Genomic DNA, 23,967 nt, shown 5'->3' on the forward strand with positions numbered 1-23,967 from the left:
GCGGCATGGACCTGCCGTTCATCGTCACCACGCTGACCCGTCGCGGGCTACTCACCCCCGGCAGCCCGATCCGGGTCGCCTCGCAGCTCAACGCGTTGCGGACCTGGGGGTGGAGCCTGGCAGGCGAGCTACGCCAAGCAGCCGCCCGGGACCCGGGCCGCCCCGCCGTCATCGACGAGGACGGCGTCGAACTGACCTACCACGACCTGCTCGACCGGGCCGAACGGATGGCCCGCTCGATGCGGGCCGGGCTCGGCGTACAAGCCGGCGACCGGATCGGCGTGCTCTGCCGCAACCACCACGGGCTGATCGAGACGATCGTCGCCGCCACCCTGCTCGGCGTCGACGCGGTGCTGGTCAACACCGGGCTCAGCGCCGCCCAGCTGGGCACCGTCGCCGAGGAACAGCGGCTGCGGCTGCTGGTGCACGACGACGAGTTCGCCGAACGGGTCCTCGGCCTCCCCGCCGACCTGCCCCGGCTCGACGAACGCGCCCGCGAGGAACTGGTGGCCGGGGCGTTGCCGGGCGACCTGCACCCGCCGGAGCGCGACGGCCGGATCATCGTGCTCACCTCCGGCACCACCGGTACGCCAAAGGGCGCTCGCCGGCCGACCCCCAGCGGCTTCGGCCCGCTGGTGTCCATCATCGACCGGATCCCCCTGCACTCCCGGGACCGGGTGATGATCGCCGCGCCGATCTTCCACACCTGGGGATTCGCCGCACTCCAGGTCTGCCTGGCACTGCGGGCCACAATCGTGCTGCACCGCCGCTTCGACCCGACCGCCACCCTCACCGCCCTGACCGCGCACCGGTGCGACGCGCTCTTCGCCGTACCGGTGATGGTGCAGCGCCTGCTGGAGGTGCCCCCGCCCGACCCGCGCCCCCCGCTCAAGGTTGTCGCCGTCAGCGGCTCCGCGCTGCCCGGCGGCCTGGCCCCCAAGTTCATGGACGTCTACGGAGACGTCCTCTACAACCTCTACGGGTCCACCGAGGTCTCCTGGGCCTCCATCGCCGGCCCGCAGGACCTGCGCCAGGCACCCACCACCGCTGGCCGTCCGCCGCACGGCACCCGGCTGGAGCTGCTCGACGACGACGGCCAGCCCGTACCGGACGGACGGGTCGGACGGATCTTCGTTGGCAACGAGATGCTCTTCGAGGGCTACACCTCCGGCGCCAACCGGGAAACTTACGACGGCCTGCTCGACACCGGCGACCTCGGCCGACTCAACGCCGACGGGCTGCTCTTCGTCGACGGCCGGGCCGACGACATGATCGTCTCCGGTGGCGAGAACGTCTTCCCGTCCGAGGTGGAGGACCTCCTCGCGCAACTGCCGCAGGTCCGCGAGGCGGCCGTGATCGGCGTGCCCGACCCCGAGTACGGCCAGCGCCTGTCCGCGTTCCTCGCCCTGCACCCCGGCGAGACGCTCGACCCCGAGGCGGTACGCGAATACGTCCGGCACTTCCTGGCCCGGTTCAGCGTCCCCCGGGACGTGATCTTCGTGAAGTACCTGCCCCGCAACGCCACCGGCAAGGTGCTCGCCCGCGAACTGCGCCGCTACTACGGCTGACCGCCGTTCAGGGGTAGACGGTCAGGCCCGGCGCGTCCGCGTCAGCTCGACGAACTCCTGCGAGGTCAGCAGCGCCTCGTGGGCAGCCCGGCCGGCCGGACCGCCGTACCCTCGCCTCACCGAGCGAACGGAGGTGGGGCGGGCCGGGGTTGCCCGGGTTCAGCGGGGAATCGTGATCCGATCCTCGATCGCGGCGGCGGCGATGTCGGTGCGGTGCTGCGAGCCGGCCAGCTCCACCCCGTCCACCAGCGCGTACGCGGCGTCCCGCGCGGCGGCCAGGTCGACGCCGGTGGCCGTACCGCAAAGGACCCGGCCGCCGGCGGAGAGCAACGCGCCGTCGCTGGCCCGGCGGGCGGTGCCCGCGTGGATGATGCCCGGACGGTCCGCGCCGGTGATCACGTCGCCGGTGCGCGGCGCGGCCGGATAACCCGCGGAGGCGAGCACCACTGTCACGGCGCTGCCGTCCCGCCACCGCAGCGGCGGGTGCTCGGCCAACGTGCCGGTGGCCGCCGCGTGCAGCAGCCCACCCAGCGGGGTCTCCAACAACGCGAGCACCACCTGGGTCTCCGGGTCGCCGAAGCGCGCGTTGAACTCGATCACCCGAGGGCCGGCGGAGGTGATCGCGAGCCCGACGTAGAGCAGGCCGGCGAACGGGGTGCCCCGGCGACGCATCTCCGCGAGCGTCGGGTGGACCACATCACGCATCACGTCGTCGACCAGGCCGGACGGGGCCCAGGCCAGCGGCGCGTACGCCCCCATGCCGCCGGTGTTCGGCCCGGTGTCGCCGTCGCCGAGCCGCTTGAAGTCCTGAGCCGGCACCAACGGCAGCGCCGACTCGCCGTCGGTGACCACGAAGAGGCTGACCTCCGGACCGTCGAGGAACTCCTCAACCACCACCCGGCCACACTCGCTGGCGTGCGCCAACGCGGCGGACCGGTCCCCGGTCACCACCACGCCCTTGCCGGCGGCGAGCCCGTCGTCCTTCACCACGTACGGCGCGCCGAACTCGTCCAGCGCCCGAGCGGTGCTCTCCTCGTCCGTGCACACGTACGCCCGGGCGGTCGGCACGCCGGCGGCGGTCATCACGTCCTTGGCGAACGCCTTGGAGCCCTCCAACTGAGCGGCCGCGCCGGATGGACCGAACACGGCGATGCCCTTGGCACGTACCGCGTCGGCGACCCCGGCGACCAACGGCGCCTCGGGCCCGACCACCACCAGGTCAGCGGCGGTCTCCACGGCCAGCGCGGCGACAGCGGCCGGGTCGGTCGCGGTGACGGCCCGCAACTCGGCAACCGAGGCGATCCCCGGATTACCAGGCGCAGCTATCAGCGCCGAAACCCCCGGATCGCCCGCCAACCCCAGCGCGAGAGCATGCTCCCGCCCACCACCACCCACCAAAAGAACCCGCACGCCCGAGATCCTACTGTCCCCCCTCGGGCTCTCCCGTCGACCATCGTTGATCAAGAGGTTTGCGTCAGTTTGAGGCGGGATCCTGACGCAAACCTCTTGACCACCAGGGCGGCAGGAAGGGGGTTGGGGTTAGGGGAGGAGGGGGTGGAGGTGAACGTTTTCTTCTCGGCCTGGGCCTACGCCTACGACACTCACCCTCGTGTTGCAGAGTTCCTCAACCCGGGTGATGTAGCGGCGGGCGTTCTCCGGGAGGTCGTCGATGGTGCGGGCCTTGGTGATGTCCTCCCACCAGCCGTCGAGCTCCTCGAAGACAGGCTTGGCGTGGTGGAAGTCCGTCTGGCTCATCGGCATGTCGTCGACCCGGACACCGTTGATCTCGTAGCCGACGCAGATCGGCACCTTGGGCAGGCCGGTGAGCACGTCCAGCTTGGTGATGACCAGGTCGGTGACACCGTTGAGGCGGCAGGCGTACCGGGCGACGACCGCGTCGAACCACCCGCACCGGCGCTCGCGCCCGGTGGTGGTGCCGTACTCCGCGCCGATCTTGCGCAGGTGGTCACCGTTGGCGTCGAACAACTCGGTCGGGAACGGTCCGGCACCGACCCGGGTGGTGTACGCCTTGCTCACCGCGATGACCTTGTTGATCGCGGTCGGCGGGATGCCCGCGCCCACGCAGGCGCCACCGGCGGTCGGGTTGGACGAGGTCACGAAGGGGTAGGTGCCGTGGTCCATGTCGAGCATGGTGGCCTGGGCGCCTTCCAGCAGCACCGTCTCGCCCCGGTCCAGGGCGTCCCAGAGCATCACCCGGGTCTCCGCGATGTACGGCTTGAGCCGCTCCGCGTACGCCAGGTACTCCTCGACTGTCGCCTCGACGTCGATCGCCTTGCGGTTGTAGACCTTGAACAGGATCTGGTTCTTCTCGCGCAGCGCGAGTTCCAGCTTCTTGCGCAGGATGCCCGGGTCGAGCAGGTCCTGCAGGCGGATGCCGATCCGGGCGACCTTGTCGCCGTACGCCGGGCCGATGCCCCGGCCGGTGGTGCCGATCCGGGACGAGCCGAGGTAGCGCTCGATGACCCGGTCCAGCGCCCGGTGGTGCGGCATGATCAGGTGCGCGTCACCGGAGATCCGCAGCCGGGACACGTCGACGCCGCGCTCCGCCAGACCGTCGATCTCGGCAAGCAGCACCTTCGGATCGACCACCACACCGTTGCCGATGACGATCATCGCGTTCGGTGAGAGCGCGCCGGACGGCATCAGGTGCAGCGCATATTTCTGGCCGTCCGGGGTGATCACCGTGTGCCCGGCGTTGTTGCCGCCGGAGTAGCGCACGACGTAGTCGACCCGCTCACCCAGCAGGTCGGTAACCTTGCCCTTGCCCTCGTCGCCCCACTGAGCGCCGAGGAGCACGATCGCTGGCATCTTTTCCGCCTCCAGAAGGCTCGGGTGCCAGGTGGCGACCGTTCGGCGAGCCCGGGGTGTCAGGTTAACAAGTAGTGACGGCGTGGCCGGCAGGGGTCGCGTCGAGAGGCAGGAGGTTCCTTCCGTGTACGACGTGGTGCTGCTCACCCTCGGTTCGGAGCGGGACGCTCCCGGGGGCTGTGGCAGCGGCGGGGCCTGCTGCGGCGGCGCGACCGGGGCCGACACCGCTCCGACGAGCCAGACCGACACCGGCCAGACCGACACCGACCAGGCCAGCAGCCAGGCCAGCGCAGGCAAGGCCAGCACCGGCCAGACCGACGGCGATCAGTGCGCGACGGAGCGGCCACGGGTGCCGGTGCTGGCCTGCGCCGACGCGCTGACCGCCCGGGGTGCCCGGGTGGAGACGGTCACCGCCCGCTCCGACGCAGAGATCGACGCGGTGTTGGCCCGGCTCGACGGCCCGCCCCGCCCGGACGGCCTCACCTGGCCGGACCCGGACAGCAAGATCCGGCTGGTCGTCGCCACGGCCAGCGACGGGCAGTTGCGCGCCGTGCTGCGCCGGCTGGTCAAGCGGTACGCCCCGGCGCCGAGCAAGCGCCCGGCCGATCTGCCCGGCAACCGGACCCTGCCCGACCTGCCGCCGGTGGCCGTACTCCCGCTCGACCCGGCCCGTGGGGGCCCCCACCGGGACCTGGCCGCGCAGCTCGGGTTGCCCCGCGACCCGGCGGCGGTGGCCACCGCGGTGCTGGACGGCACGCCCCGCCGGCTGGACCTGCTGCGCAACGACGGCGGCTCGGTGACCCTGGACGGCGCGCTCCTCGGCGCGGCCGACGACGCCGGCCGGCCGTTGCACTGGCGCGCCCGGGTGGAGGTCGACGACACCATTCTCACCGACGGCGCGGAACCGCTGCTGGCCTGCGCGGTCGGCAACGCCGGCGGGTACGCGACGCTCGACGACGTGACGCTGTTGACCGCGCCGGACCCGGCCGACGGCCAGGTCGAGGTCGCGGTGGCCGTGCCGGTGGTCGTCCGCTCGTCGTGGGGGCGCAAGCGGGTACGTCTCGAGGTTCGGCGGGCCCGCGGGCGGGCGGTGTCGGTGCTGCCCAGGGAGGGCAAGGTGCCGTACCTCGACGACGGTGTCGAGGGCGAGTTGACCCGCAAGCGTTCCTGGTGGATCGAGCCGGGCGCCTGGGCGGTCTGGTCGATCTGACCTCGACCGCACGGACCGGCCGACCTGCCTGCGCGATCGGCCCTGCTGGGCGATTGGGCCTATCCTCGCAGGAGGACTGGGGAGGGCCGTAATGGACGAGAACGCCGACCGGGCGCAGGTGCCCGGCCAGCAGCCGGTGCCGGAGCGGGACGTCGAACCACTCTGGCCACCAGATCCGGGCGACCGGGGCGCGGTGCCGCCCTGGGCTGCGGTCGCCGAGCAGCGGGGTGGGCCGTCGCCGGTGACCTCGCCGGTCACGCCACCGGTGGCCGCGCCGCCGATCGGGCGACCGCCGGTTCCCGGCCAGCCCGGCGCTGCGGCCCTGTCGCCGCCCTCGCCGTCGGACTACCCGTCGCTCACCGGTGCCGTCCCGGCGCCCGGGGGTTGGGGGGCCAGCGGCCCGTCCGGCACCGGGTCGGGTTGGGCGCCGGCGCAGCCGAGTTGGCCACCACCGGCCGATCCGGCTGCCGGGTCACCAACGCCCGTTCCGCCAGGGACCGGTGGTCAGCCGACGCCGCCGGTTACCGGCCCTGGAAGCAACGGCGGGCCAGTTGCCGCTGGGACACCGACCACCACCTCCGCGCCGAGGGACGGCCGGCCCGTCACTAGCGACGCGGCCGGTGCCGACGCGGCCAGCCTGGTCGGCGGGGCGGAGCAGGCACAGCCCGGCGACCGGGGCCCGATCGCACCGCCGATCGCCCCGGGCGGCGTCGACCTGAATCTGCCGTTCACCCTGGACCACCCCACCGCCGCCGACCGCCCCACCGCAGCGGCACCCACCGACCGCCCCAGCACGGCCGCGACCACCCCCGACCGGGCCGCAGCCACCGACCGGCCCATCCCAGCCGGCACCGTGTCCGCCGCCGGCCCGAGCGCCACCGACAGCGCGACGGCCGCCGGCCCCGCTCCGGCAGACCCCTCGGCCGCAGGCCCTGCGGTGGCCGGTCCGGCACCGCAGCGGGGCGAGCCGGCGCAGCAGGCTGGTGGGCCGACATCGCAAGCTGGCAGACCCGCACCACAGCCTGATGGGCCAGCACCACAGCCCGGCCGGACCACATCGCAGGCCGACGGACCAGCAGCGCAGCCCGGCGGGACCGCGCCGCAACCCGGCGGACCAGCGTCGCAGGCCAGCGGACCAGCACCCCAGCCCGGCGGAGCAGCACCGCAATCTGGTGGGCCCGGTGAAGACGGATCCACCGACGGGCCGGCGCGGCCGATTCCCGAATCGCCGTGGGCTTACCCGCCGCAGCGTCCGGCTGGAGCGGCCACGCCCGCTCCGGACGAGGCCGGCGCGACGCCTCCGATCCCGCCGCCGCCGGTCGTCCCGCACGCCGGTCCGGCGCAGGCACACCCCGGGCAGCCGTTCACCCCGGCCATCCCCGGCCAGGCCGGTCCGGCGCAGATCCCGCCGCCGCCCGACCTGACGCAGTTCAGCCCCCCACCGCTCGCCCCTCCCATACCGCAGGCTGGGTCGGCGGCGACTCCGCCGCCGGGGCCGTTTCCGCCCTCGCCGGGTTGGTACCCGCCGCCCTGGCAGCAGGGTTCGCCCGGCGGCACACCGGGGCAGCCGTACCAGGAGGCCGACGGGGTGACCCGGGTGCCGGCCCCCGCGTATCCGGACGCGCCCGCGTACCCGGATGCGAGTTGGACACCGGACGCCACCGCCGCGCCGACCGCCGAGGACTTCGCCCGACGCCGCCAGGTTCGACCCGCCGACCCGGTGGCGACGATGGGTGTCCGCGCGGTGGTAAACAAGATCGGCCTGGTCCGGCTCTCACCGGGGCGGCACGAGCAGGAGCTCAAGCGGGACATCGAGATGGTGCGCCGCAACTTCGGCGGTCTGCGGCAGGTGACGGTGGTCAACCCGAAGGGCGGCGCCGGTAAGACGGTGGCCATCCTGCTGCTCGCCATGACGTTCGGTCAGAAGCGCGGTGGCTACGTGCTGGCCTGGGACAACAACGAGACCCAGGGCACCCTCGGGATGCGCGCCCAGCAGGACTTCCACTCCCGCACGGTGCGGGACATGCTGCGTGACCTCGGGCAGTTCCAGGGCGCGCACGGGCGGGTCGGCGACCTGTCGCAGTACGTCCGTTCGCAGGGCGAGGGGATGTTCGACGTCCTGGCCTCGGACGAGTCGGCCACCGGTGGCGAGATGTTGACCGCCGCCGCGTTCGCCGAGATCCGCGAGGTGGTCAGCCGGTTCTACAAGTTGATCTTCGTGGACACCGGCAACAACGTCCGGGCGCAGAACTGGCAGGCGTCGATGGACGCCACCGACCAGTTGGTGGTCACCATGTCGGCCCGTAACGACTCGGCCGAGACCGCCGCCCGGATGCTCGACCACCTGGAGCAGAGCGGCCGGCAACGGCTGGTCCGGCAGGCCGTGACGGTGGTGTCGATGCCGCCGTCCCGCAAGGAAATCGACCTGCCGGCCATCCAGGAGCACTTCGCGGCCCGCACCCGGGCGGTGCTGCTGGCGCCGTACGAGCGGCTCATCGACAGTGGCGAGCCGATCCGGTACGGCGGCCTCTCCTCGGCCACCCGGGACGCCTGGCTGAAGATCGCCGCCGCGGTCGCCGAAGGGCTGTAACCCGCCGACGGCCGGCCCGGTGTCGGGCCGGCCGTCGGGGGCGGGGTCAGTTGCTCGCCAGCGCGTCCGCCGCTTCCGGGTCGCAGTCGCGCAGGAACTGGGCACAGCGGGCCGCCTCGTCGGCCTCGCCGATCTCGTCGGCGGCGCGGGACAGCACGTACAGGCAGCGGAGGAAGCCCCGGTTGGGCTCGTGCGACCACGGCACCGGGCCGTGCCCCTTCCACCCACTGCGGCGCAGCTGGTCGAGGCCCCGGTGGTAGCCGGTGCGGGCGTACGCGTACGCCGTCACCACCTGGCCCTGCGCGAACGCCCGCGCCGCAAGCTCCGCCCAGGCGGCACTGTAGGTCGGGAAGCCGGCCGCCACCTTGGCGTACGCCTCGTCGGTGCCGGCCTCTGCGGCGGCGGCCAGGGCGGCGTCGGCCTCGTCGTTCACGGGCAGGCGGGTGGCCGGTGGCTCTGGCAAAAGGTTCTGCATCGCCCCATTCAACCCGCTGGACAGGGCGACACGCGAGCGGGTCGGCCGACGTGTTCCGCTGAACGGCTGAGGAGTTGGTCACGCCTGCGGCCTATGCCGCTGCCTGGTGTTTTCCACTACAACTAATAGTCCGGAGCCTCCCCAGGAACCGGTTATGCAGGAGCCCGGTGGCCACGACCACCGGGCTTCTGTCGGTGCCACCCCCGGGCCCGAGGTTTGGCCGGCCCCGGCGGACGGGCAGGATGGCCGGGTGCCGACTCCACCTCCCGCGGACGTCATCGAGCCGCACCTGCACGCCGGTGAGATCCAGACCCGGGCCGAGCTCGATCAACAGCTGGCCGCCGGTCGGCTGAGCGGGCTGACAGTGCAGGGCCTGCGGCTCGACCTCGCGCCGGTGCCCGACCTGACCGGCGTCGACGTCACCGGCACCCTCTTCGTCGGTTGCCGGTTCGCGTCCCGGGACGTGGGCGCCGACCTGGTCCGGCGGGGCGCGAACGTGGTGCCGCCGTTCTCGGGTCTGCCGTACCCGACCCAGCCGACGCACCTCTACACCCCGGACGACCTGGCCGCCGGGTTCGCCGAGGGCGGGTTCACCGGGATGTACGACACCCGGGTGTACGACCACTACCGGGCGCACGGCGGCGCGCTGCCGGACGTCAAGGAGGCTCTGGGTCAGCGACTGCACGACCACGGCGTGGACAACGCGCTGGCCGACGCCACCCGGGTCTGGCTGGCCGCGTACGGGTCGCAGTCGGTGGTGGGCATCATGGGCGGGCACGCGGTGCGGCGCGGCAGTCCCGCGTACCGGATGGCGGCTGTGCTGGGTTGGGAACTGGCGCGGGCCGACCGGCTGGTGGTGACCGGCGGCGGCCCCGGGGTGATGGAGGCCGCGAATCTCGGCGCCTACCTGGCGGACCGGCCGGCGACGGATGTGACGGCGGCGATCGATCTGCTGGCCACCGCCCCCGACTTCACCGACCACCACCGGTACACGGCCACGGCGCTGACGGTCCGGCAGCGGTACGCGGGGGTGCCCCGGCAACGTGGCGACGATCTGGGTTGGGCTCGTGCGGGTGGCCTGGCCATTCCGACCTGGCTGTACGGGCACGAGCCGGCGAACCTGTTCGCCGGGCGGATCGCGAAGTACTTCTCGAACGCGATCCGGGAGGACACCATCCTGCGGCTCGCCCGGGGCGGCATCGTCTTCGCGCCGGGGCGGGCGGGCACTGTGCAGGAGGTGTTCCAGGCGGCCACCAAGACCTACTACGGCACCGACGGGGCCAGCGGGGCGTACATCTTCCTGGACCGTGCCTACTGGACGCAGGAGCTGCCGGTGGAGGCGCTGTTGCGTCCGCTGCTGGCCGCGTCGCCGTTCGGTGACCTGTCGTCGACGATCCACCTCACCGACGACGTTCGCGAGGCCGTACGCCTGCTGACGAGCTGACGACGACGGCCGGCGCCCCGAGAGGGGAGCCGGCCGTCGGTGGGACGTCGTTACTTGGTCATCGTGGTGCCGGTCGAGCGCAGGTGCTCGCATGCCTCGACGACCCGGGCGGCCAGGCCGGCCTCGGCGGCCTTGCCCCAGGCGCGCGGGTCGTACTGCTTCTTGTTGCCGACCTCGCCGTCAATCTTCAGCACGCCGTCGTAGTTGCGGAGCATGTGGTCCGCGACGGGGCGGGTGAAGGCGTACTGGGTGTCGGTGTCGATGTTCATCTTCACCACGCCGTAGTCCAGAGCCTCACGGATCTCGCTCAGCAGGGAGCCCGAGCCGCCGTGGAAGACCAGGCTGAGCGGCTTGTCCTTGCCGTACTTGGCGCCGACGGCGTCCTGGATCTGCTTGAGGATCTCCGGGCGCAGCTTGACGTTGCCCGGCTTGTAGACGCCGTGCACGTTGCCGAAGGTCAGCGCCGCCATGTAGCGGCCCTTCTCGCCGAGGCCGAGCGCCTCGACCATGGCCAGGCCGTCATCGGTGGTGGTGTAGAGCTTGTCGTTGATGGCGTTCTCGACGCCGTCCTCCTCGCCACCGACGACGCCGACCTCGATCTCAAGGACGATCTTGGCCTTGGCGGCCTCGTCGAGCAGCTGCGCGGCGATCTGCAGGTTCTCCGCGACCGGCACGGCCGAGCCGTCCCACATGTGCGACTGGTAGAGCGGCTCCTCGCCGCGCTTCACCCGCTCCTGCGAGATGCCCATCAGCGGACGCACGAACCCGTCCAGCTTGTCCTTCGGGCAGTGGTCGGTGTGCAGCGCGATGTTCACCGAGTACTTCTTGGCCACCTCGTGCGCGTACGCGGCGAACGCCACGGCGCCGGTGACCATGTCCTTGATCGACGGGCCGGACAGGTATTCGGCGCCACCGGTGGAGACCTGGATGATGCCGTCGCTCTCCGCGTCGGCGAAGCCCTTGAGCGCCGCGTTCAGCGTCTGGGAGGAGGTCACGTTGATCGCGGGGTACGCGTACCGGCCAGCCTTGGCGCGGTCCAGCATCTCCGCGTAAGCCTCGGGGGAAGCGATGGGCATGTGATGCGCTCCTTACTTACCACTCTCGGCCGTGCTGGCCGCTGTTCTTCATTTGTGCGCCGGACCGCGCTGTCCTCCGCCGGAAGTATCCCGTAGGTGAGGTGCGCCGGAACAACCGACCCGGGTGCTAGCCGTTCACCGGCGGTCCCGGTTGTCCGGCACGATCACGCTGATCAACCAGGTCACCACGGTCATCACGATGGCTCCCCAGAACGCCGGCCAGAATCCGTCCACCTGGAACGGCAGGTCGAGCCCACGAGCGATCCGGTCGGTGAGCAGGAACAGCAACGCGTTGACCACCAGCGCGAACAGGCCCAGGGTCAGCAGGTAGAACACGCAACCGACGACCCGGATCACCGGTTTGAGCACCGCGTTGATCACGCCGAAGATCAGCGCCACCACGATCAGGGTGAGCACGGTGTTGCCACCCGAGCGGCCGTGCACGTCCACCCCGGGCACGATCAGCGTGGTTATCCACAACGCGACCGCGGTGATCGCCAGCCTGATGAGGAAGCCCACGGCCCCATCCTGGCATCGGGTCGCGTCGCCGAGGGCTGATTCCGCCTACTCCGCTTCCGGGCGGCGCGCCCGCTCAGCCCGTACGGTGGGTGGGAACCGTGCCCCGAGACCCCCGGGAGGGACGATGGGTCAGCCCGACGAGGACTTCACCCCCGGCGACCACCTCACGCCCAACGAACGCGACCCCGAGGCGGACCCGGCGGACGCGGTCGAGCAGGCCACTGTCGCGGGCCCCACCGACGTCGACAGTGAGCCGCACCGTGGCCTGGAGGTCGACGACTGGGACGCGATGGAGCAGGCCCGGGTGGTCACCGGGGACGAGGACGACTACCGCTGATCCCGCCGCCGGGTCGGCTGCCCGTTGCGACAGAGGTGTTCAGCCGTTCGGGTCATTGGACAGATATCGATCCGTAGGGGTTACCGGAGGAGCCGGCGTCTCCCTAGGTTGGACGGGCGCCACCTGTACCCCCACGGGAGGACCCCATGCTCAAGCAATCGCTCCGCTGGCTGACCGGCCTCGGCGCCGCAGGCGCGCTGGTCGCCGCCTCCGCGACCCCCGCCGTCGCCGCGGCCACGATCGAGCCCTACTTCCAGGACGCCACACTGGCCGTCGGCGCGACGCCGACCACCCGTGCCCTGTTCCTGTACGCCGACGAGCCGACGGTCCTCACCGACGTCTCCGTGCGATACGACTACCGCTCCCTGGCCACCAAGGTCACCGTGGTCCCCGCGGACGGCCAGAAGTGCACCGACCCGGAGCCGGGCGTTCTCGTCTGCGAGGAGCCCGACGACGTCGTCCTTCACGAAATGCCCCCGATCGGCAGCGGGACCTACCGCAACGTGACCAAGCAGGTGCGCCTCGGCCTCACCGAAGACGCGCAGCTCGGCGACTCCGGGGACATCGCCGTCAGCTTCGAGGCGGCCGGTGGGCGGCGCGGCAACTACACCTCGCACGTCCGGGTCGGCGAGGGGGTCGACCTGGCCGGCGGCCCGTTCACCACCCTCTCCGCGAAGCCGGGTGGAAAGTTCACTGTGCCGCTGGCAGTGGCCAACGCCGGCGACAAGGTCGTCAACGGTTTCGTCGCGGTCTTCGATCTCAGCTACTCGATCCGCACCAAGGACCGCTTCAGCAACTGCCGCTACGCCGACGACCACCTGCTCTCCTGCCAGTTCGACGACGACATCCCGGTGGGCACCGGGCTCGTCGCCACGCTGAACCTCGAACTTGCCAAGGACACCTACGCGCCGACCAACCAGTCCGGCTACGCCCAGTTCATGACCACTGCCGACTTCGAGGACCTGACCCGGGTACGGGCAGCCGTCGGCGCCCAGGCGGCCACCCCCGGCAGCGGTCCGAAACTGACGATGACCGAGGCACCCGGCAGGATGCGGAAGGCCGACCAGACCGACGTCGCCCCGGGCAACGACTACACCGGGTGGACCATCAAGGCCACCGGCACCAACGGCACCGACCTCGCGGCGATCGGGGCCACGCTCAAGGGCACGGCCGGCACCGTCGTCACGGCGACCGTCGGCTTCCGGAACAACGGCCCGGCGACGCTCGACCGAACGAACGCGGACTACGAGGCCGCCACCCACACCGTCGTCGAACTGCCACCGGGCACCACCGCCGTCGCGATCCCCGACAGTTGCCAGTTGCGGCAGGGCACTCGCACGTACCAGTGCGCCTCGGAGATGCTCCTGGTGGCCGGGCAGAGCTACCCGATGACGTTCCGGCTGCGCATCGACAAGGTCATTCCCAACGCCCGGGGTGCGGTGCTGGTCAACGCACCGTGCGAGTGCCCGGCCGGCGGCAGCTTCCGCGACGACATCAAACCGGCAAACGACAAGGCCACCATCGTGGTCAACGCGGCCCAGAGTGGCGGTGGCCAAGGTGACGACGACGGTGATGGCGGCGGCGGTGGCGGCTCGCTTCCCATCACCGGTGCTCCCACCACCCTGATCGCCGGCATCGGGGCCCTGCTGCTCGTCGCCGGTGTGGCGAGCTGCCTGCTGGCCCGACGCCGAAGCCCCCGCTCCGTGGCCTGACCCCGGCCCGCTCCGACCGACGCCCCGCCAGCCCGTACCGGGCAGGCGGGGCGTCGTCGTGATCCCCTGGTTCGTCAGCGGACGGGATTTACCTGCTCCGGGTGCTGCGCCACCCACTGCGCCAACCGATCCTCGCGCAGCGCGGCGAGGAACGCCCGGCCCTGCTCCGGGTCCAGCGGCAGCCGCGAAGCGTCGTCCACCGGGGGGCCGACCGGAAGGCTGAGCCCCACCGGGTCGACGCTCTTGAGCTCCGGTAACACCGCCACCAGCCTGGTCAACGGCAGGCCGTCGTCGTCGACCACCAGACCCTTGCCGGGGGCCGACAGCAGCGCGGCGAGCCGGACCGGATTGGTCAGCACGTCCTGCGCGACCACCCGCCGGACCAACCCGGCGACATAGCGCTGGGCGTTCCGGTCCCGGTCGAACGCGCCATCGGGCAGGTGCCGCCGTTGCCGCAGCAGGTCGACGGAGGCAGCTCCGTCGAGCCGCTGACAGCCGGCCGGGAAGGTCCGGCGGGTGTGCCAGGACTTGACCTCCTTGGGCAGGCACACCTCCACCCCGTCGACAGCCTCGGTGATCCGGCGCAGCCCCGCGAAGGTCAGCACCGCGCCAGCGTCGACGCGTACCCCGGTCAGGTCGGCGACCACCCGGCGGGTCAGGTCGTAGCCGGCGTCCAGGTCGGGCCGAGGCTCACCGGCACCGGTGAAGAAGGCGCTGTTGAGCTTGTCGATCCCCCGGCCGGGGATCGACACCTCCAGGTCGCGCGGCAACGAGATGAGGTACGGCCGGCTCCGGTCGGCCGGGATGTGCACCAGCAGGACGGAGTCCGCCAACCGGTACGGCGGTTCCTCGCCGGAGCCGTCCACCCCGAGCAGCAGGACGTTCAACGCCCCGGACTGCGCGCCAGCCGGTTGACCGAACAACAACGGGCCCTCCGCCGGTCGATCGGGGCGCAGTTGCGGCACCCCGACTCCGAGCGCGCCGAGCAGGGCCAGCGTGACACCAGCGGCCTGGAACCGCTGCCGGCGGCGACGACGGGTGGTGGCGATCCGGTCGATCGCGACCCGCAGCGGGCCGGTCGACGGGGTCAACGGTTCGTGCCGGGCGAACGCGGCACGCAGGTCATCCTCGATCATGTTCACGCCTCCACGTACTCGGCCCGGAGCGTGGCCAGGGCCCGGGAGATGGACGAACGGACGGTCCCGACGGCACAGCCGAGAATGTCGGCGATCTCGACGTCGGGCAGGTCTTCGTAGTAGCGCAGCACCAGCGCGGCCCGCTGCCGACGCGGCAGGCGGGACAGCCAGGACCAGATCTGATCCCGGTCCACGGCGGACTGGGCATGGTCGGTGGGCATCGGCACCGACGCGTCGGGTTCCCCGCGCAACAGCACCCGGCGGACCCACGAGCCGCGCCGCCAGTCGACGTACTGGTTGGTGAGCATCCGGCGTACGTAACGCTCGGGCGAGTCCGCGCGGGCGACCCGACGCCAGTTGAGCTGGACCCGGACCATGGTCTCCTGGACCAGATCCTGAGCCTGGTGCGGTTCGCCGGTCAGCATCACCGCGTACCGCAGTAGCGGGGCCAGCCGCGTGTCCGCGAACTCCTCGTACGTCACTGCACCTCCCGGGGGCTCCTGCCACAGATGACGGGAGCGGACCCACCGAACATTGCGGTGACTCTGATCAACCTTTTGGTTGGTCTTGCTCCGCGGGTGGCTTCGCGGGCTGCAGCCAGCCTTAACGGTTCCTTAAGATCCGCAGGCTCCACCTGATCCCCCAACTGGAGGAATCCCCCTCATGCTCACCCACTCCACCCGGCGGTGGCTCGCCGGTCTGGGCGTCGCAGGCGCGTTCGTCGCCGCCTCCGCCACCCCCGCCTCCGCCACCCCCGCCTCCGCGGCACCGGCCGCACCGGCCGCACTGGCAGAGAATCTCGACCTGTACGCCAACAACGTGATCGTCGCGCCCGGCGGCATCGAGAAGTGGGTCACCCTCTTCTCACTCACCACGGAGCGGCAGCCCGGCGACTACACGGTCAAGGTGGACCGGAGCAAGGTCGACGGTTTCGCCGAGGTCGAGGACAGCGGGGAGAACTGCACCGAGTCCGGTGCGATCCTGACGTGCAAGGTCGAGGACCAGGACGACGACGGCACGTACCTGAGCCTCGTCTCCCTCTTCGTTCGCGCGAAGGCCGACGCCAAGCCCGATCAGAAGGGCGAGCTGAGCTACACGATCACAACGGACGGCAAGTCCGGATCCGTCTCCTACAGCTCGACAGTCGAGATCGGCGAGGGCGTCGACCTCGCCACCAACGAGTCCCTGGAGCTCAAGGGCGCGCCCGGTGCCACGCTGAAGGCCCCGTTCCAGGTGACGAACCGGGGCGAGGTGCCCGCGAAGAACGCCGTTCTCTACGTCGTCGGCGCGGATGGTCTTCAGCCGTCGAAGCGCTACGAGAACTGCGAGTACACCGAGGGCCCGCTGCACGACTTCGCGTTCGCCTGCCGCTTGGACGCCACCATCGGCAAGAGCGCCAGCTTCCGCCTCGACGACAGCTTCGGGTTCACAGTGCCCGCCGACAGCTGGGCACCGAACACCTTCGGCGGGTTTTCCACCTGGTTCACGCCCGCCGACTGGGACGAGTACCGGTCCCTGGCCGAGCTCCCGGCCAAGCTCGGGCCGAACGGCACCGAGGGTGAGCTGAAGCTCGAGCCGGTCGCGAACCTGCGCTCCCCGCAGACCGACGTCAACCCGTTGGACAACTCGACCTGGGTCGACCTTCAGGTGACCGGCGACCAGCGGGCCGATGTGGCAGCGCGCGGCGCGACGGTGACCGGTGACGTCGGCGCCACCATCGGGCTCACTGTCGGTTACGTCAACAACGGGCCGGCGGCCGTCAACACCGGTGGCAGCGGGTCGCCCTGGATCGGCACCACCGTCACGCTGCCGAAGGGCGTCACCGCCGTCCGCGCTCCGGAGAACTGCTTCGACTCCGAGGACGACGAGTGGGAGCCGGGCAAGCCCGGCGCCCGGGTCTACCAGTGCTTCGTGGACGGCTCGATCAAAAAGGGCGAGAAGGTCGACTACGAGTTCCAGGTGCGGATCGACCAGGCCGGCGAGCAGGCCGGTGAGGTCAAGCTGCGCACCGGGTACGAGGAGACCGAAATCAAGGACCTGAACCCAGCCAACGACACAGCGCAGATCCTGGTGAACGGCGGCGGAAACGGCGGCAGCGGCGGTGGCGACGGTGACGGCGGCTCGCTGCCGATCACCGGTCAGTCCACCGGCCTGATCGCCGGCCTCGGCGCGCTGCTGCTCGCCGCGGGCGTCGGCGGCTACCTGGTGGCCAAGCGCCGCCGGACCCGCTTCGTCGCCTGACCCACCCGCACCATCGGTGCCCCGTCGACCACCACGGTCGGCGGGGCACCCGTCGTTGGACCCCACGACGCCGGAACGCTGTCGTTGGACCCCACGGCGCGGGCGGGTGGTGACGGGCCGGTCCGGCGCGGCCGGGGCCTTGGGCTTCGGTACCCTTTGTGGCCGTGGACACAGCTGAGAAGACCCGCGCTCTCCTGGAGAGCGTCGCCCTGAACCCGCTCGATCCCAAGGATCTGTTGCAGACCTTCGGGCTGATCGGCGTGTGGGTGATCCTCTTCGCCGAGACCGGCCTGCTGGTGGGGTTCTTCTTCCCCGGTGACTCGCTGCTGTTCCTCGCCGGGGTCGCCTCGTCACCGGTCGCGGACGCGATCTTCGGCGACGGCACCCGCCTCTCCCTCGCCGGCCTGCTGATCGGTGGCCCGATCTGCGCGATCGCCGGAGCTCAGCTGGGGCACTGGCTCGGCGCGCGGTACGGCCGGCCGATGTTCGAGCGGCCGAACTCCCGGCTCTTCAAGAAGGAGTACGTCGAGAAGGCCGAGTACTACTTCCAGAAGTTCGGCCCGGCGAAGGCCGTCGTGTTGGCGCGCTTCATTCCGATCGTCCGGACGTTCCTCAACCCGGTCGCGGGCGCGCTCGGCATGCCGGCCAGGAAGTTCCTGCTCTGGAACATCGTCGGCGCGGTGCTCTGGGTGGACGGCATCCTGCTGATCGGCTACCTGCTGGCCGAGCAGATCTACCAGGCCATCGGCGACAAGATCGACCACTACATCCTGCCGGTGGTGGCCCTGATCATTCTGATCTCGGTGCTGCCGATCTTCTTCGAGTTCCTGCGCGACCGGCGGGCTCGTAAGCGCGGCGAGGCGGTCGCGGTGGTCGCTGCGGCCAGTGCCGCCGGCGCTGTGGAGGCCGCCCGCGAGACGTTCGACCACGACCGGCACCAGCACGGCCGTCAGCACCCGGAGCACGGCCAAGACCGTTGAGAGGTACGACGACGGCCGGCCCCCTGGTGCGGGGGTCGGCCGTCAGCATGTCGAACCCGGCCTCCGGTGGTGCGACCGGGGACGAGCAGGTGTCAACCACCGGTGACGCCACCCCTGGCTCGCCACCGGACGCCGTCCCGGCTCGGGACGGCGTGTAGTGCCTACGTCAGCGGGCCTTCTTGGTGGCTCGCTTACGCGGCGGGGTCAGCAGGTCGGCGATCGTCGCGATCGCACTCGGGACCAGGCTGTAGTACGCCCAGACACCGCGCTTCTCCCGCTGCAACAAGCCGGCCTCGGTGAGGATACGCAGGTGATGACTGACCGTCGGCTGAGAGAGGCCGAGCGGCGCCGTCAGGTCACAGACGCACGCCTCGCCCTCGGGGGCCGACTGGATCAGGCTGAGCAGCCGCAACCGAGCAGGATCAGCAAGGGCCTTGAGGACCCCGGCGAGACGCTCGGCATCGGCACGTTCGATCGGCTCGCCGTTTAGCGGCGAGATCTGAGGCATAGTCATTTCGGCCAACGCAGTTCCCACGTATTCCATCCTTCCACCAGCAGCATCGATCCGCCTGCATATCAGCAGATCCGAATCGGCAGACTTTTACGCCACAAGGCCGAGGTCAGCCAACGTATAGGCCGCCCGGTACGGCAATCCGGCGGCTCGCACCGCGTCGCCGGCGCCTCGATCAACAATAACCACCACGCCCACGACTTCCGCCCCGGCCTCGCGAAGCGCCTCGACAGCGGTCAAAACACTTCCGCCCGTCGTGGATGTGTCCTCCACCGCCAACACTCGGCGGCCAGCCACCTCCGGTCCCTCGATCCGCCGCTGAAGACCATGGGCCTTGCCCGCCTTGCGCACCACAAAGGCGTCCAGGGCCCGGCCGGTCGGAGCGGCGGCGTGCAGCATCGAGAGCGCGACAGGGTCCGCTCCCAGGGTGAGGCCCCCGACGGCGTCGAACTCCCAGTCGGCGGTGAGGTCCAGCAACACCCGGCCGACCAGAGGAGCGGCCTGGTGATGGAGCGTGACGCGCCGCAGATCCACGTACCAGTCTGCCTCGCGCCCCGACGAGAGCACGACCCGCCCGTGGACCACAGCCAGGTCGGTAATGAATTTACGCAGGTCGTCGTGGTCCCCCATGGCGATAGAGGTTACTGCGCAACTCTGAACGCCGTGTGCGGGGTCCACCCTGATCAGCCCCGGGGGGAACCGATGACTGGCGATGTTCGACTACGCTCAGCGACTGACCCAACAGCGGCGCGCCAACGCCGTCCGGCCACTCGCCAGGGGGCGACGGGTCGACCGAAGCTCAGCGCTCGTCGCGACCGATCCGGCCGCGGGTGTCCCGCGCGACCGCCTGGAGCAGCCGTCGCGGCGCGTGCCGCATGCCGGCGACGACCACCTTGTACTTCCACGCCGGGATGCTGACCATCTTGCCTTTGCGCAGGTCACGCAGGGCTTCGTCCACCACATCCTCGGCCCGCAGCCAGAGCCACTCCGGCGTCTTTGACATGTTGATGCCGGCTCGCTGGTGGAATTCCGTGCGGGTGTAGCCGGGGCAGAGGGCCATCACCTGAACGCCGAACGGCCGCGCCGACTGGCCGACGGACTCACTGAAGTTGGTGACCCAGGCCTTGCTGGCGGAGTACGTCGATCCGGGCATCGCCGTACCGAAACCGGCGACCGAAGAGACATTTATCACTGCCCCATTTCGCCGTTCGGTCATCGGTCGGAGCGCCGCCAGGGTCAGCCGCATGACCGCGTGCACGTTGAGCCGCAACAGTCGTGCCTCGTCCTCCGCCGTGGAGCGCAAGAACGGTTTGTTCAGGCTGATCCCCGCATTGTTGACCAGCAGGTGAACCGGACTGCCGTCGGCGAGCCGCTGCTCCACAGCGGCACAGCCGTCGTCGGTGGACAGATCCGCCGGAATCGTCTCCACCTCGCGCCCGTACGCGGAACCCAGCTCGGTGGCCAGCTCGGTCAACCGCGCCGCGTCGCGGGCGACGAGCACCAGGTGCCAGCCGTCGGCGGCCAGCCGCCGGGTGAACGCCGCGCCGATGCCGGCGGTGGCCCCGGTGATCAGGGCTCGGCGCTCGGCAGTCGTGGGATCGGGCGTCACGGGGGCGGTCCTCACCTGGGCGGGTACGGGGGCGCGGGCGGCGCCGACGGGGGCTGGTGCGGGGCGGGCGTGAAGATGGGCGGTGCGGTTGGTGTCGAGCGGTGGCGGCCGAACCAGCTGTTCGCCGCCGGCAGCGCCAGCAGCGTAGCTACTACAAGGTAACCGAGCCCCTGGGCGACGGAAAGCCCGGCGTTGAGCGGGATCCACCAGGACGGGTACGCATCGCCGATCAGGCCCAGCAACTCGGCAAGAGCCTGCTCGCCAGAGCTTAGTTGCAGTGGCGCGGCCCGTTCGCCGACAACCACCGCGACGCTGCAACAGCCGCCGAACAGGCCGAGCCCGCTGACCACCCAGGTCGCCACCCGGACGCCGTTGCGGCCGGCCAGCAGTCCGATGGCGAGACCGGCGAGCAGCGGCGCGGAGAGCGCCGCCACCACCGCCGACAGCACCGCGGACGCGCGGAGCAGAGTCACCACGTCGTTGATCTGCTCCGGGCTCGCGGCGGTGTCGCGGGCGGCGGAGCGGAACGCGTCGACCGTTCCGCCCAGCACCACCAGGTCGACCACGGCGTACGCGAGCGCGCCGACCGCCATCACCAACAGCACTGTCGCGGCCGACAGGACGGCTGCGGGCCGGCGGGCCGGTGCCGATTCCGGGTACGACACGACGAATCCCTCCGGTAGGCGTCGGGTTGCAACCTACTCGGAGGGATCGTCGGCGTCGTGCTTATCGAGCCGTCAGTTCGTTGACGGCGGGGTCGACCCGGGCCGGTCCGTGGGCGGCGTGTCGTCCGGTCGGTTCCCGGGTGGCGGCGGGTAGCTCGGCTCCCCACTCGACGGATAGCCCGGCTCACCGGATGCCTGGGGGTAGCCCGGCTGACCGGGCACCTGCGGGTTGCCCGGGTAGCTGGCGCCCGGGGTCGGCGGCTCCCAGGCCGCGGTGGGCTTCCGGAAGAACGGGTTCGCCTTCGGCAGCGCCAGCAGGACCAGCGCCGCGACCAGCGCGATCAGGCTGAGGACGCCGAGCAGGAGGCTGACCGGGGTAACCCAGGAGGGCAGGGCCTCCTCCAGGCGGCGCTGGATCTCCTCGGGGCTCGGCCCGTCGCCGCTGGCACCGCCGCCGGTGTTCAAACCGCCGGCCGCGTTGCTGAGCAGGCCACCGCCAACGCAGCAGACCATGATGCCGCCGACGATCCAGGTGGTGATCCGGGCGCCGTTGCGGCCCTGGTTGTTGAAGAGGGCCAGCACGCCCAGCACGACCGCGAGCAGCAGCAGGACGACGGCGCCACCGATGCCGATGACGGCGAAGACGTCCGCGACCTGGTCGCCGTCGGTGGAGCTGCCGGCGTACGCGTCACGGAGCGCGTCCCGCGTCTTGCCGAAGGTGCTGAGCGTGATGATCACACTGATCACCTGGAGCGCCAGGAACAGGAAGAGCAGGTAACTGGAAATCGACACAATGGATGGCCGCTGGCGGGCCGGCGTGCTCTGGGAATCGACCACGATTCTCCTTCCCTAAGATCGCGCCCACACCGTATCGACAACCGGCTGGTTCGGCATGCCGTGACGAGCCCGGCGCGCCCGTCCGGTTCGGCTCAGCGGGCCTCAGGCGTGGGGCGGATCGTCAGGTCGGCGGGGTCGAGCAGATCACCGCGGGCCACCCTCCAGCCCTCTTCGCCGTACGCCTCGAAGGAGAGTCGCGCGGCACCACCGGACTGGTAGTCGTGGTAGCGCATCGTGCCGGTCGCCGGCAGCTCGGTCTCTCCGGTGGCGGTGTAACGCGCCTGCCCGGTCTCGGCCCAGGTGTAGCGCCGTCCGCCGAGTTCGATGGTCGGGGCGCCCGGGGTGACGGTGGCGCCCGGTTCGGCGGTCCAGAGCACCAGCTCGAGTTCGGGGCCGTCCTCCACGGAGAGTCGGTGGCGGGTGCCAGAGTCGTCGTCGAGGAGGTGCTGCACCCAACTCCAGTCGCCCTCGACCAGGCGGATGGTGGCGTTCACCGTGTACTCCCGCTGGCGAATCCGCACGCGGTCGCCGGGGGTGAGGCGGAGCGGGCCGCCGCGCGGCGACTCCGCCGGCTGGCCGGCGGCCCGGCTCGTCGCCCGCCGGCGGGCCGGCACGACGATCAGGACCACCGCGACTACGGCAACAGCCGCCACCAGGCACGTCACCAGCGCGTCCACCCGACCACCTCCCCAGGTACGTCGGCGCAGACGGTAACAACCCTCGGCACCAGGAAGGCCCGTGCTGTGGCCGACAGCTCAGCTAGCGGAGGTCGTCGGGTGCGTCCTGCGGAAGCCCCGTCGACGTTGCGGTCGGCCCTGGTGAGGTGGTCGGCCCTGGTGAGGTGGTCGGCCCTGGTGAGGTGGTCGGCCCCGGCGAGGTGGCCGGCCCGCCCGCCGTCAGGTGCGCGGCCGGGTCGGGGCAGATCAGGTAGCCGGGTGGGAGCGGCTGGCCCGGCGGCAGGAAGCCCGGCACGAGCGGAGTTGTCGGGTATCCGTAACCGGTCGGGGTGTAGGTGGGAACGGGCATCGCCCAGGCCGGGCCGGGCGGCGCCTCGTTCGCGGTACGCGGCACGAACCAGCGGTTCGCCGGCGGCAGCGCCAGCAGCATGACCACGGTTGCGGAGAGGGCCAGAACGGTGAGCACGCCCAGCCCTGCCGCGGGGAAGAACAGGTCGTCCCAGGGATCGGTGCCGGCGTAGAGCGTGTCCAGGAACGTCGAGGTCTCCCACTCTTCGTCCCACTCCGGTGGCGGCTCCGCCCCCATCTCCGGGGCGGCCAGCAGCGGCCCGAGAACCCCTGCGGAACAGCACTGCGCGAAGCAGATCAGCAGCTGCGCGCCACTGGCGACGAACACCAGGATCCGTGCGACGTTGGCGCCCCGCCGGACCGGGACGACGGTTGCCGCCAGCCAGACCGCGAGCAGCACCGCCGGTACGCCGAAAATCAGCGCCATGGCGATGTTCCCCTGCCGCTCGCCTGTCACCTCGTCCGGGTCGGCGTCGGGCACCAGTCGTACCGCGCGGTCGATCTGGCCGTCGAAGTGCACCGCCTGGGCCACGGTCAGCGCGGCCAGGCCGAGCAGCACCAGCACCACGGCCAGTTGCAGCCAGGAGGCGATGGTCACGGTGGCCGGGCGGGGCGGACGCGGCGCGGTGGCGGGTGGGCTCATGGTTCGCAACGTACGGCGCGCCGTCGACGGCCGGCAGAACCAATCGGACAGCACCGACCGGCGAATGGATCATGCTGCGGCGAGCCGCCGACCGGCATACGCGCCAAGGGTTTCCCGGTCCATCACGCAGCCGACGAACGTGGTGAACTCGCTCGGATCGTCCCGCAGCGACGTCCAGGCCGCTCGGGCCGCCGCCGGGTCGACGCGCTCCAGCAGCGTGGCCGCGTACGCCCGGCCGGCGGGTGTGCCGTCGGCCAGCACCCGGTCGAGCTGGCGGCGTACCTCCTCGGGGTGGTCGTCGAGAGCGGCCGAGACCCGCTCGTACGCCTCCGTCACCGGCAGCAGCGTCCCGGCGAAGCCGACTCCCCCGAAGGCGAGCGTGTCAGCCGCCACCAACGTGTCGACGGCCGCACCAAGTTCCCGCTCCCATTTCTCTTTCCCAAACCCGAACATGCCCCCACTCTTTCCCCGCCCACCCCACTTCGACGCCGGTGATCATGAAGTTATTGTCCCGACACGCAGTGCAGTCGGGCAATAGCTTCATGATCAACGGCGTCGAA

23 protein-coding genes are annotated in these 23,967 nt (G+C 71.3%); 8 read left to right on the forward strand and 15 right to left on the reverse strand.

Annotated features, from left to right (window positions below; translation table 11 throughout):
• The first annotated feature begins 5 nt into the window (after positions 1-5).
• Positions 6-1,568, forward strand: coding sequence for an AMP-binding protein (locus tag ABZU74_RS02130; protein ID WP_355418225.1), 1,563 nt, complete (start codon positions 6-8; stop codon positions 1,566-1,568).
• Positions 1,569-1,727: 159 nt separating this feature from the next.
• Here ABZU74_RS02130 and purD read toward each other — a convergent pair whose 3' ends face one another.
• Together purD and ABZU74_RS02140 are read right to left on the reverse strand one after the other, a co-directional pair.
• On the reverse strand, positions 1,728-2,978 hold the full coding sequence (purD, locus tag ABZU74_RS02135; protein ID WP_355417327.1) for a phosphoribosylamine--glycine ligase: 1,251 nt from the start codon (positions 2,976-2,978) through the stop codon (positions 1,728-1,730).
• 129 nt (positions 2,979-3,107) lie between these two features.
• A complete protein-coding gene (locus ABZU74_RS02140) occupies positions 3,108-4,397 on the reverse strand; it encodes an adenylosuccinate synthase (protein ID WP_355417330.1) in 1,290 nt (429 codons plus the stop codon).
• 124 nt (positions 4,398-4,521) lie between these two features.
• Here ABZU74_RS02140 and ABZU74_RS02145 point away from each other — a divergent pair, with 124 nt between their 5' ends.
• Together ABZU74_RS02145 and ABZU74_RS02150 are read left to right on the forward strand one after the other, a co-directional pair.
• On the forward strand, positions 4,522-5,607 hold the full coding sequence (locus tag ABZU74_RS02145; RefSeq protein WP_355417333.1) for a hypothetical protein: 1,086 nt from the start codon (positions 4,522-4,524) through the stop codon (positions 5,605-5,607).
• A gap of 682 nt (positions 5,608-6,289) precedes the next feature.
• Entirely contained in the window at positions 6,290-8,197 is a 1,908-nt protein-coding gene (locus ABZU74_RS02150) for a chromosome partitioning protein (protein ID WP_355418227.1), read from the forward strand.
• Between the two features lie 46 nt (positions 8,198-8,243).
• Here ABZU74_RS02150 and ABZU74_RS02155 read toward each other — a convergent pair whose 3' ends face one another.
• Complete coding sequence (locus tag ABZU74_RS02155) at positions 8,244-8,672, reverse strand: DUF3151 domain-containing protein (RefSeq protein WP_355417336.1); 429 nt, start codon at positions 8,670-8,672, stop codon at positions 8,244-8,246.
• A 250-nt stretch (positions 8,673-8,922) separates the two neighbouring features.
• Between ABZU74_RS02155 and ABZU74_RS02160 the strand changes: the two genes are divergently transcribed.
• Positions 8,923-10,116: a hypothetical protein gene (locus tag ABZU74_RS02160; RefSeq protein ID WP_355417339.1), complete on the forward strand. Its 1,194-nt coding sequence runs from the start codon at positions 8,923-8,925 to the stop codon at positions 10,114-10,116.
• Positions 10,117-10,166: 50 nt separating this feature from the next.
• Here ABZU74_RS02160 and fbaA read toward each other — a convergent pair whose 3' ends face one another.
• Both fbaA and ABZU74_RS02170 read right to left on the reverse strand, forming a co-directional pair.
• Positions 10,167-11,192: a class II fructose-bisphosphate aldolase gene (gene fbaA / locus ABZU74_RS02165; protein ID WP_112668513.1), complete on the reverse strand. Its 1,026-nt coding sequence runs from the start codon at positions 11,190-11,192 to the stop codon at positions 10,167-10,169.
• Between the two features lie 135 nt (positions 11,193-11,327).
• Positions 11,328-11,711 carry a phage holin family protein gene (locus ABZU74_RS02170; RefSeq protein WP_355417342.1) on the reverse strand — a complete coding sequence of 128 codons (384 nt, stop codon included), beginning with the start codon at positions 11,709-11,711 and terminating at the stop codon, positions 11,328-11,330.
• Positions 11,712-11,835: 124 nt separating this feature from the next.
• Here ABZU74_RS02170 and ABZU74_RS02175 point away from each other — a divergent pair, with 124 nt between their 5' ends.
• Both ABZU74_RS02175 and ABZU74_RS02180 read left to right on the forward strand, forming a co-directional pair.
• A complete protein-coding gene (locus tag ABZU74_RS02175; protein WP_355417345.1) occupies positions 11,836-12,048 on the forward strand; it encodes a hypothetical protein in 213 nt (70 codons plus the stop codon).
• 146 nt (positions 12,049-12,194) lie between these two features.
• Positions 12,195-13,760, forward strand: coding sequence for an LPXTG cell wall anchor domain-containing protein (locus ABZU74_RS02180; RefSeq protein WP_355417347.1), 1,566 nt, complete (start codon positions 12,195-12,197; stop codon positions 13,758-13,760).
• 74 nt (positions 13,761-13,834) lie between these two features.
• Here ABZU74_RS02180 and ABZU74_RS02185 read toward each other — a convergent pair whose 3' ends face one another.
• Positions 13,835-14,896, reverse strand: coding sequence for an LCP family protein (locus ABZU74_RS02185; RefSeq protein WP_355417350.1), 1,062 nt, complete (start codon positions 14,894-14,896; stop codon positions 13,835-13,837).
• A gap of 2 nt (positions 14,897-14,898) precedes the next feature.
• Positions 14,899-15,378, reverse strand: coding sequence for a SigE family RNA polymerase sigma factor (locus tag ABZU74_RS02190; protein WP_196920494.1), 480 nt, complete (start codon positions 15,376-15,378; stop codon positions 14,899-14,901).
• A gap of 181 nt (positions 15,379-15,559) precedes the next feature.
• On the opposite strand from ABZU74_RS02190, the gene ABZU74_RS02195 reads away from it, so the two are divergent.
• Both ABZU74_RS02195 and ABZU74_RS02200 read left to right on the forward strand, forming a co-directional pair.
• Positions 15,560-17,137 (forward strand): LPXTG cell wall anchor domain-containing protein, encoded by a 1,578-nt coding sequence (locus tag ABZU74_RS02195; protein WP_355417353.1) that lies wholly within the window; start codon positions 15,560-15,562, stop codon positions 17,135-17,137.
• Positions 17,138-17,295: 158 nt separating this feature from the next.
• Positions 17,296-18,117, forward strand: a complete 822-nt coding sequence (locus tag ABZU74_RS02200) for a DedA family protein (protein WP_355417356.1) — start codon at positions 17,296-17,298, stop codon at positions 18,115-18,117.
• Positions 18,118-18,283: 166 nt separating this feature from the next.
• Here ABZU74_RS02200 and ABZU74_RS02205 read toward each other — a convergent pair whose 3' ends face one another.
• The 8 genes from ABZU74_RS02205 to ABZU74_RS02240 all read right to left on the reverse strand — a co-directional run bounded on the left by ABZU74_RS02205 (position 18,284) and on the right by ABZU74_RS02240 (position 23,860).
• A complete protein-coding gene (locus ABZU74_RS02205; protein WP_030332125.1) occupies positions 18,284-18,661 on the reverse strand; it encodes a metalloregulator ArsR/SmtB family transcription factor in 378 nt (125 codons plus the stop codon).
• A 57-nt stretch (positions 18,662-18,718) separates the two neighbouring features.
• Entirely contained in the window at positions 18,719-19,258 is a 540-nt protein-coding gene (gene pyrE / locus ABZU74_RS02210) for an orotate phosphoribosyltransferase (RefSeq protein ID WP_354971955.1), read from the reverse strand.
• A 169-nt stretch (positions 19,259-19,427) separates the two neighbouring features.
• Positions 19,428-20,237 (reverse strand): SDR family oxidoreductase, encoded by an 810-nt coding sequence (locus ABZU74_RS02215; protein ID WP_355417359.1) that lies wholly within the window; start codon positions 20,235-20,237, stop codon positions 19,428-19,430.
• 11 nt (positions 20,238-20,248) lie between these two features.
• A complete protein-coding gene (locus ABZU74_RS02220; RefSeq protein ID WP_355417362.1) occupies positions 20,249-20,902 on the reverse strand; it encodes a hypothetical protein in 654 nt (217 codons plus the stop codon).
• A 72-nt stretch (positions 20,903-20,974) separates the two neighbouring features.
• Positions 20,975-21,739, reverse strand: coding sequence for a hypothetical protein (locus ABZU74_RS02225; protein ID WP_355417365.1), 765 nt, complete (start codon positions 21,737-21,739; stop codon positions 20,975-20,977).
• 92 nt (positions 21,740-21,831) lie between these two features.
• A complete protein-coding gene (locus ABZU74_RS02230) occupies positions 21,832-22,368 on the reverse strand; it encodes a DUF4178 domain-containing protein (RefSeq protein WP_355418229.1) in 537 nt (178 codons plus the stop codon).
• A gap of 130 nt (positions 22,369-22,498) precedes the next feature.
• Positions 22,499-23,407 carry a hypothetical protein gene (locus ABZU74_RS02235; RefSeq protein WP_355417368.1) on the reverse strand — a complete coding sequence of 303 codons (909 nt, stop codon included), beginning with the start codon at positions 23,405-23,407 and terminating at the stop codon, positions 22,499-22,501.
• A gap of 69 nt (positions 23,408-23,476) precedes the next feature.
• A complete protein-coding gene (locus tag ABZU74_RS02240; RefSeq protein ID WP_355417371.1) occupies positions 23,477-23,860 on the reverse strand; it encodes a hypothetical protein in 384 nt (127 codons plus the stop codon).
• Positions 23,861-23,967 lie beyond the last annotated feature (107 nt).

The organism is Micromonospora sp. NPDC005171, from assembly GCF_040608575.1.
Classification (GTDB): domain Bacteria; phylum Actinomycetota; class Actinomycetes; order Mycobacteriales; family Micromonosporaceae; genus Micromonospora.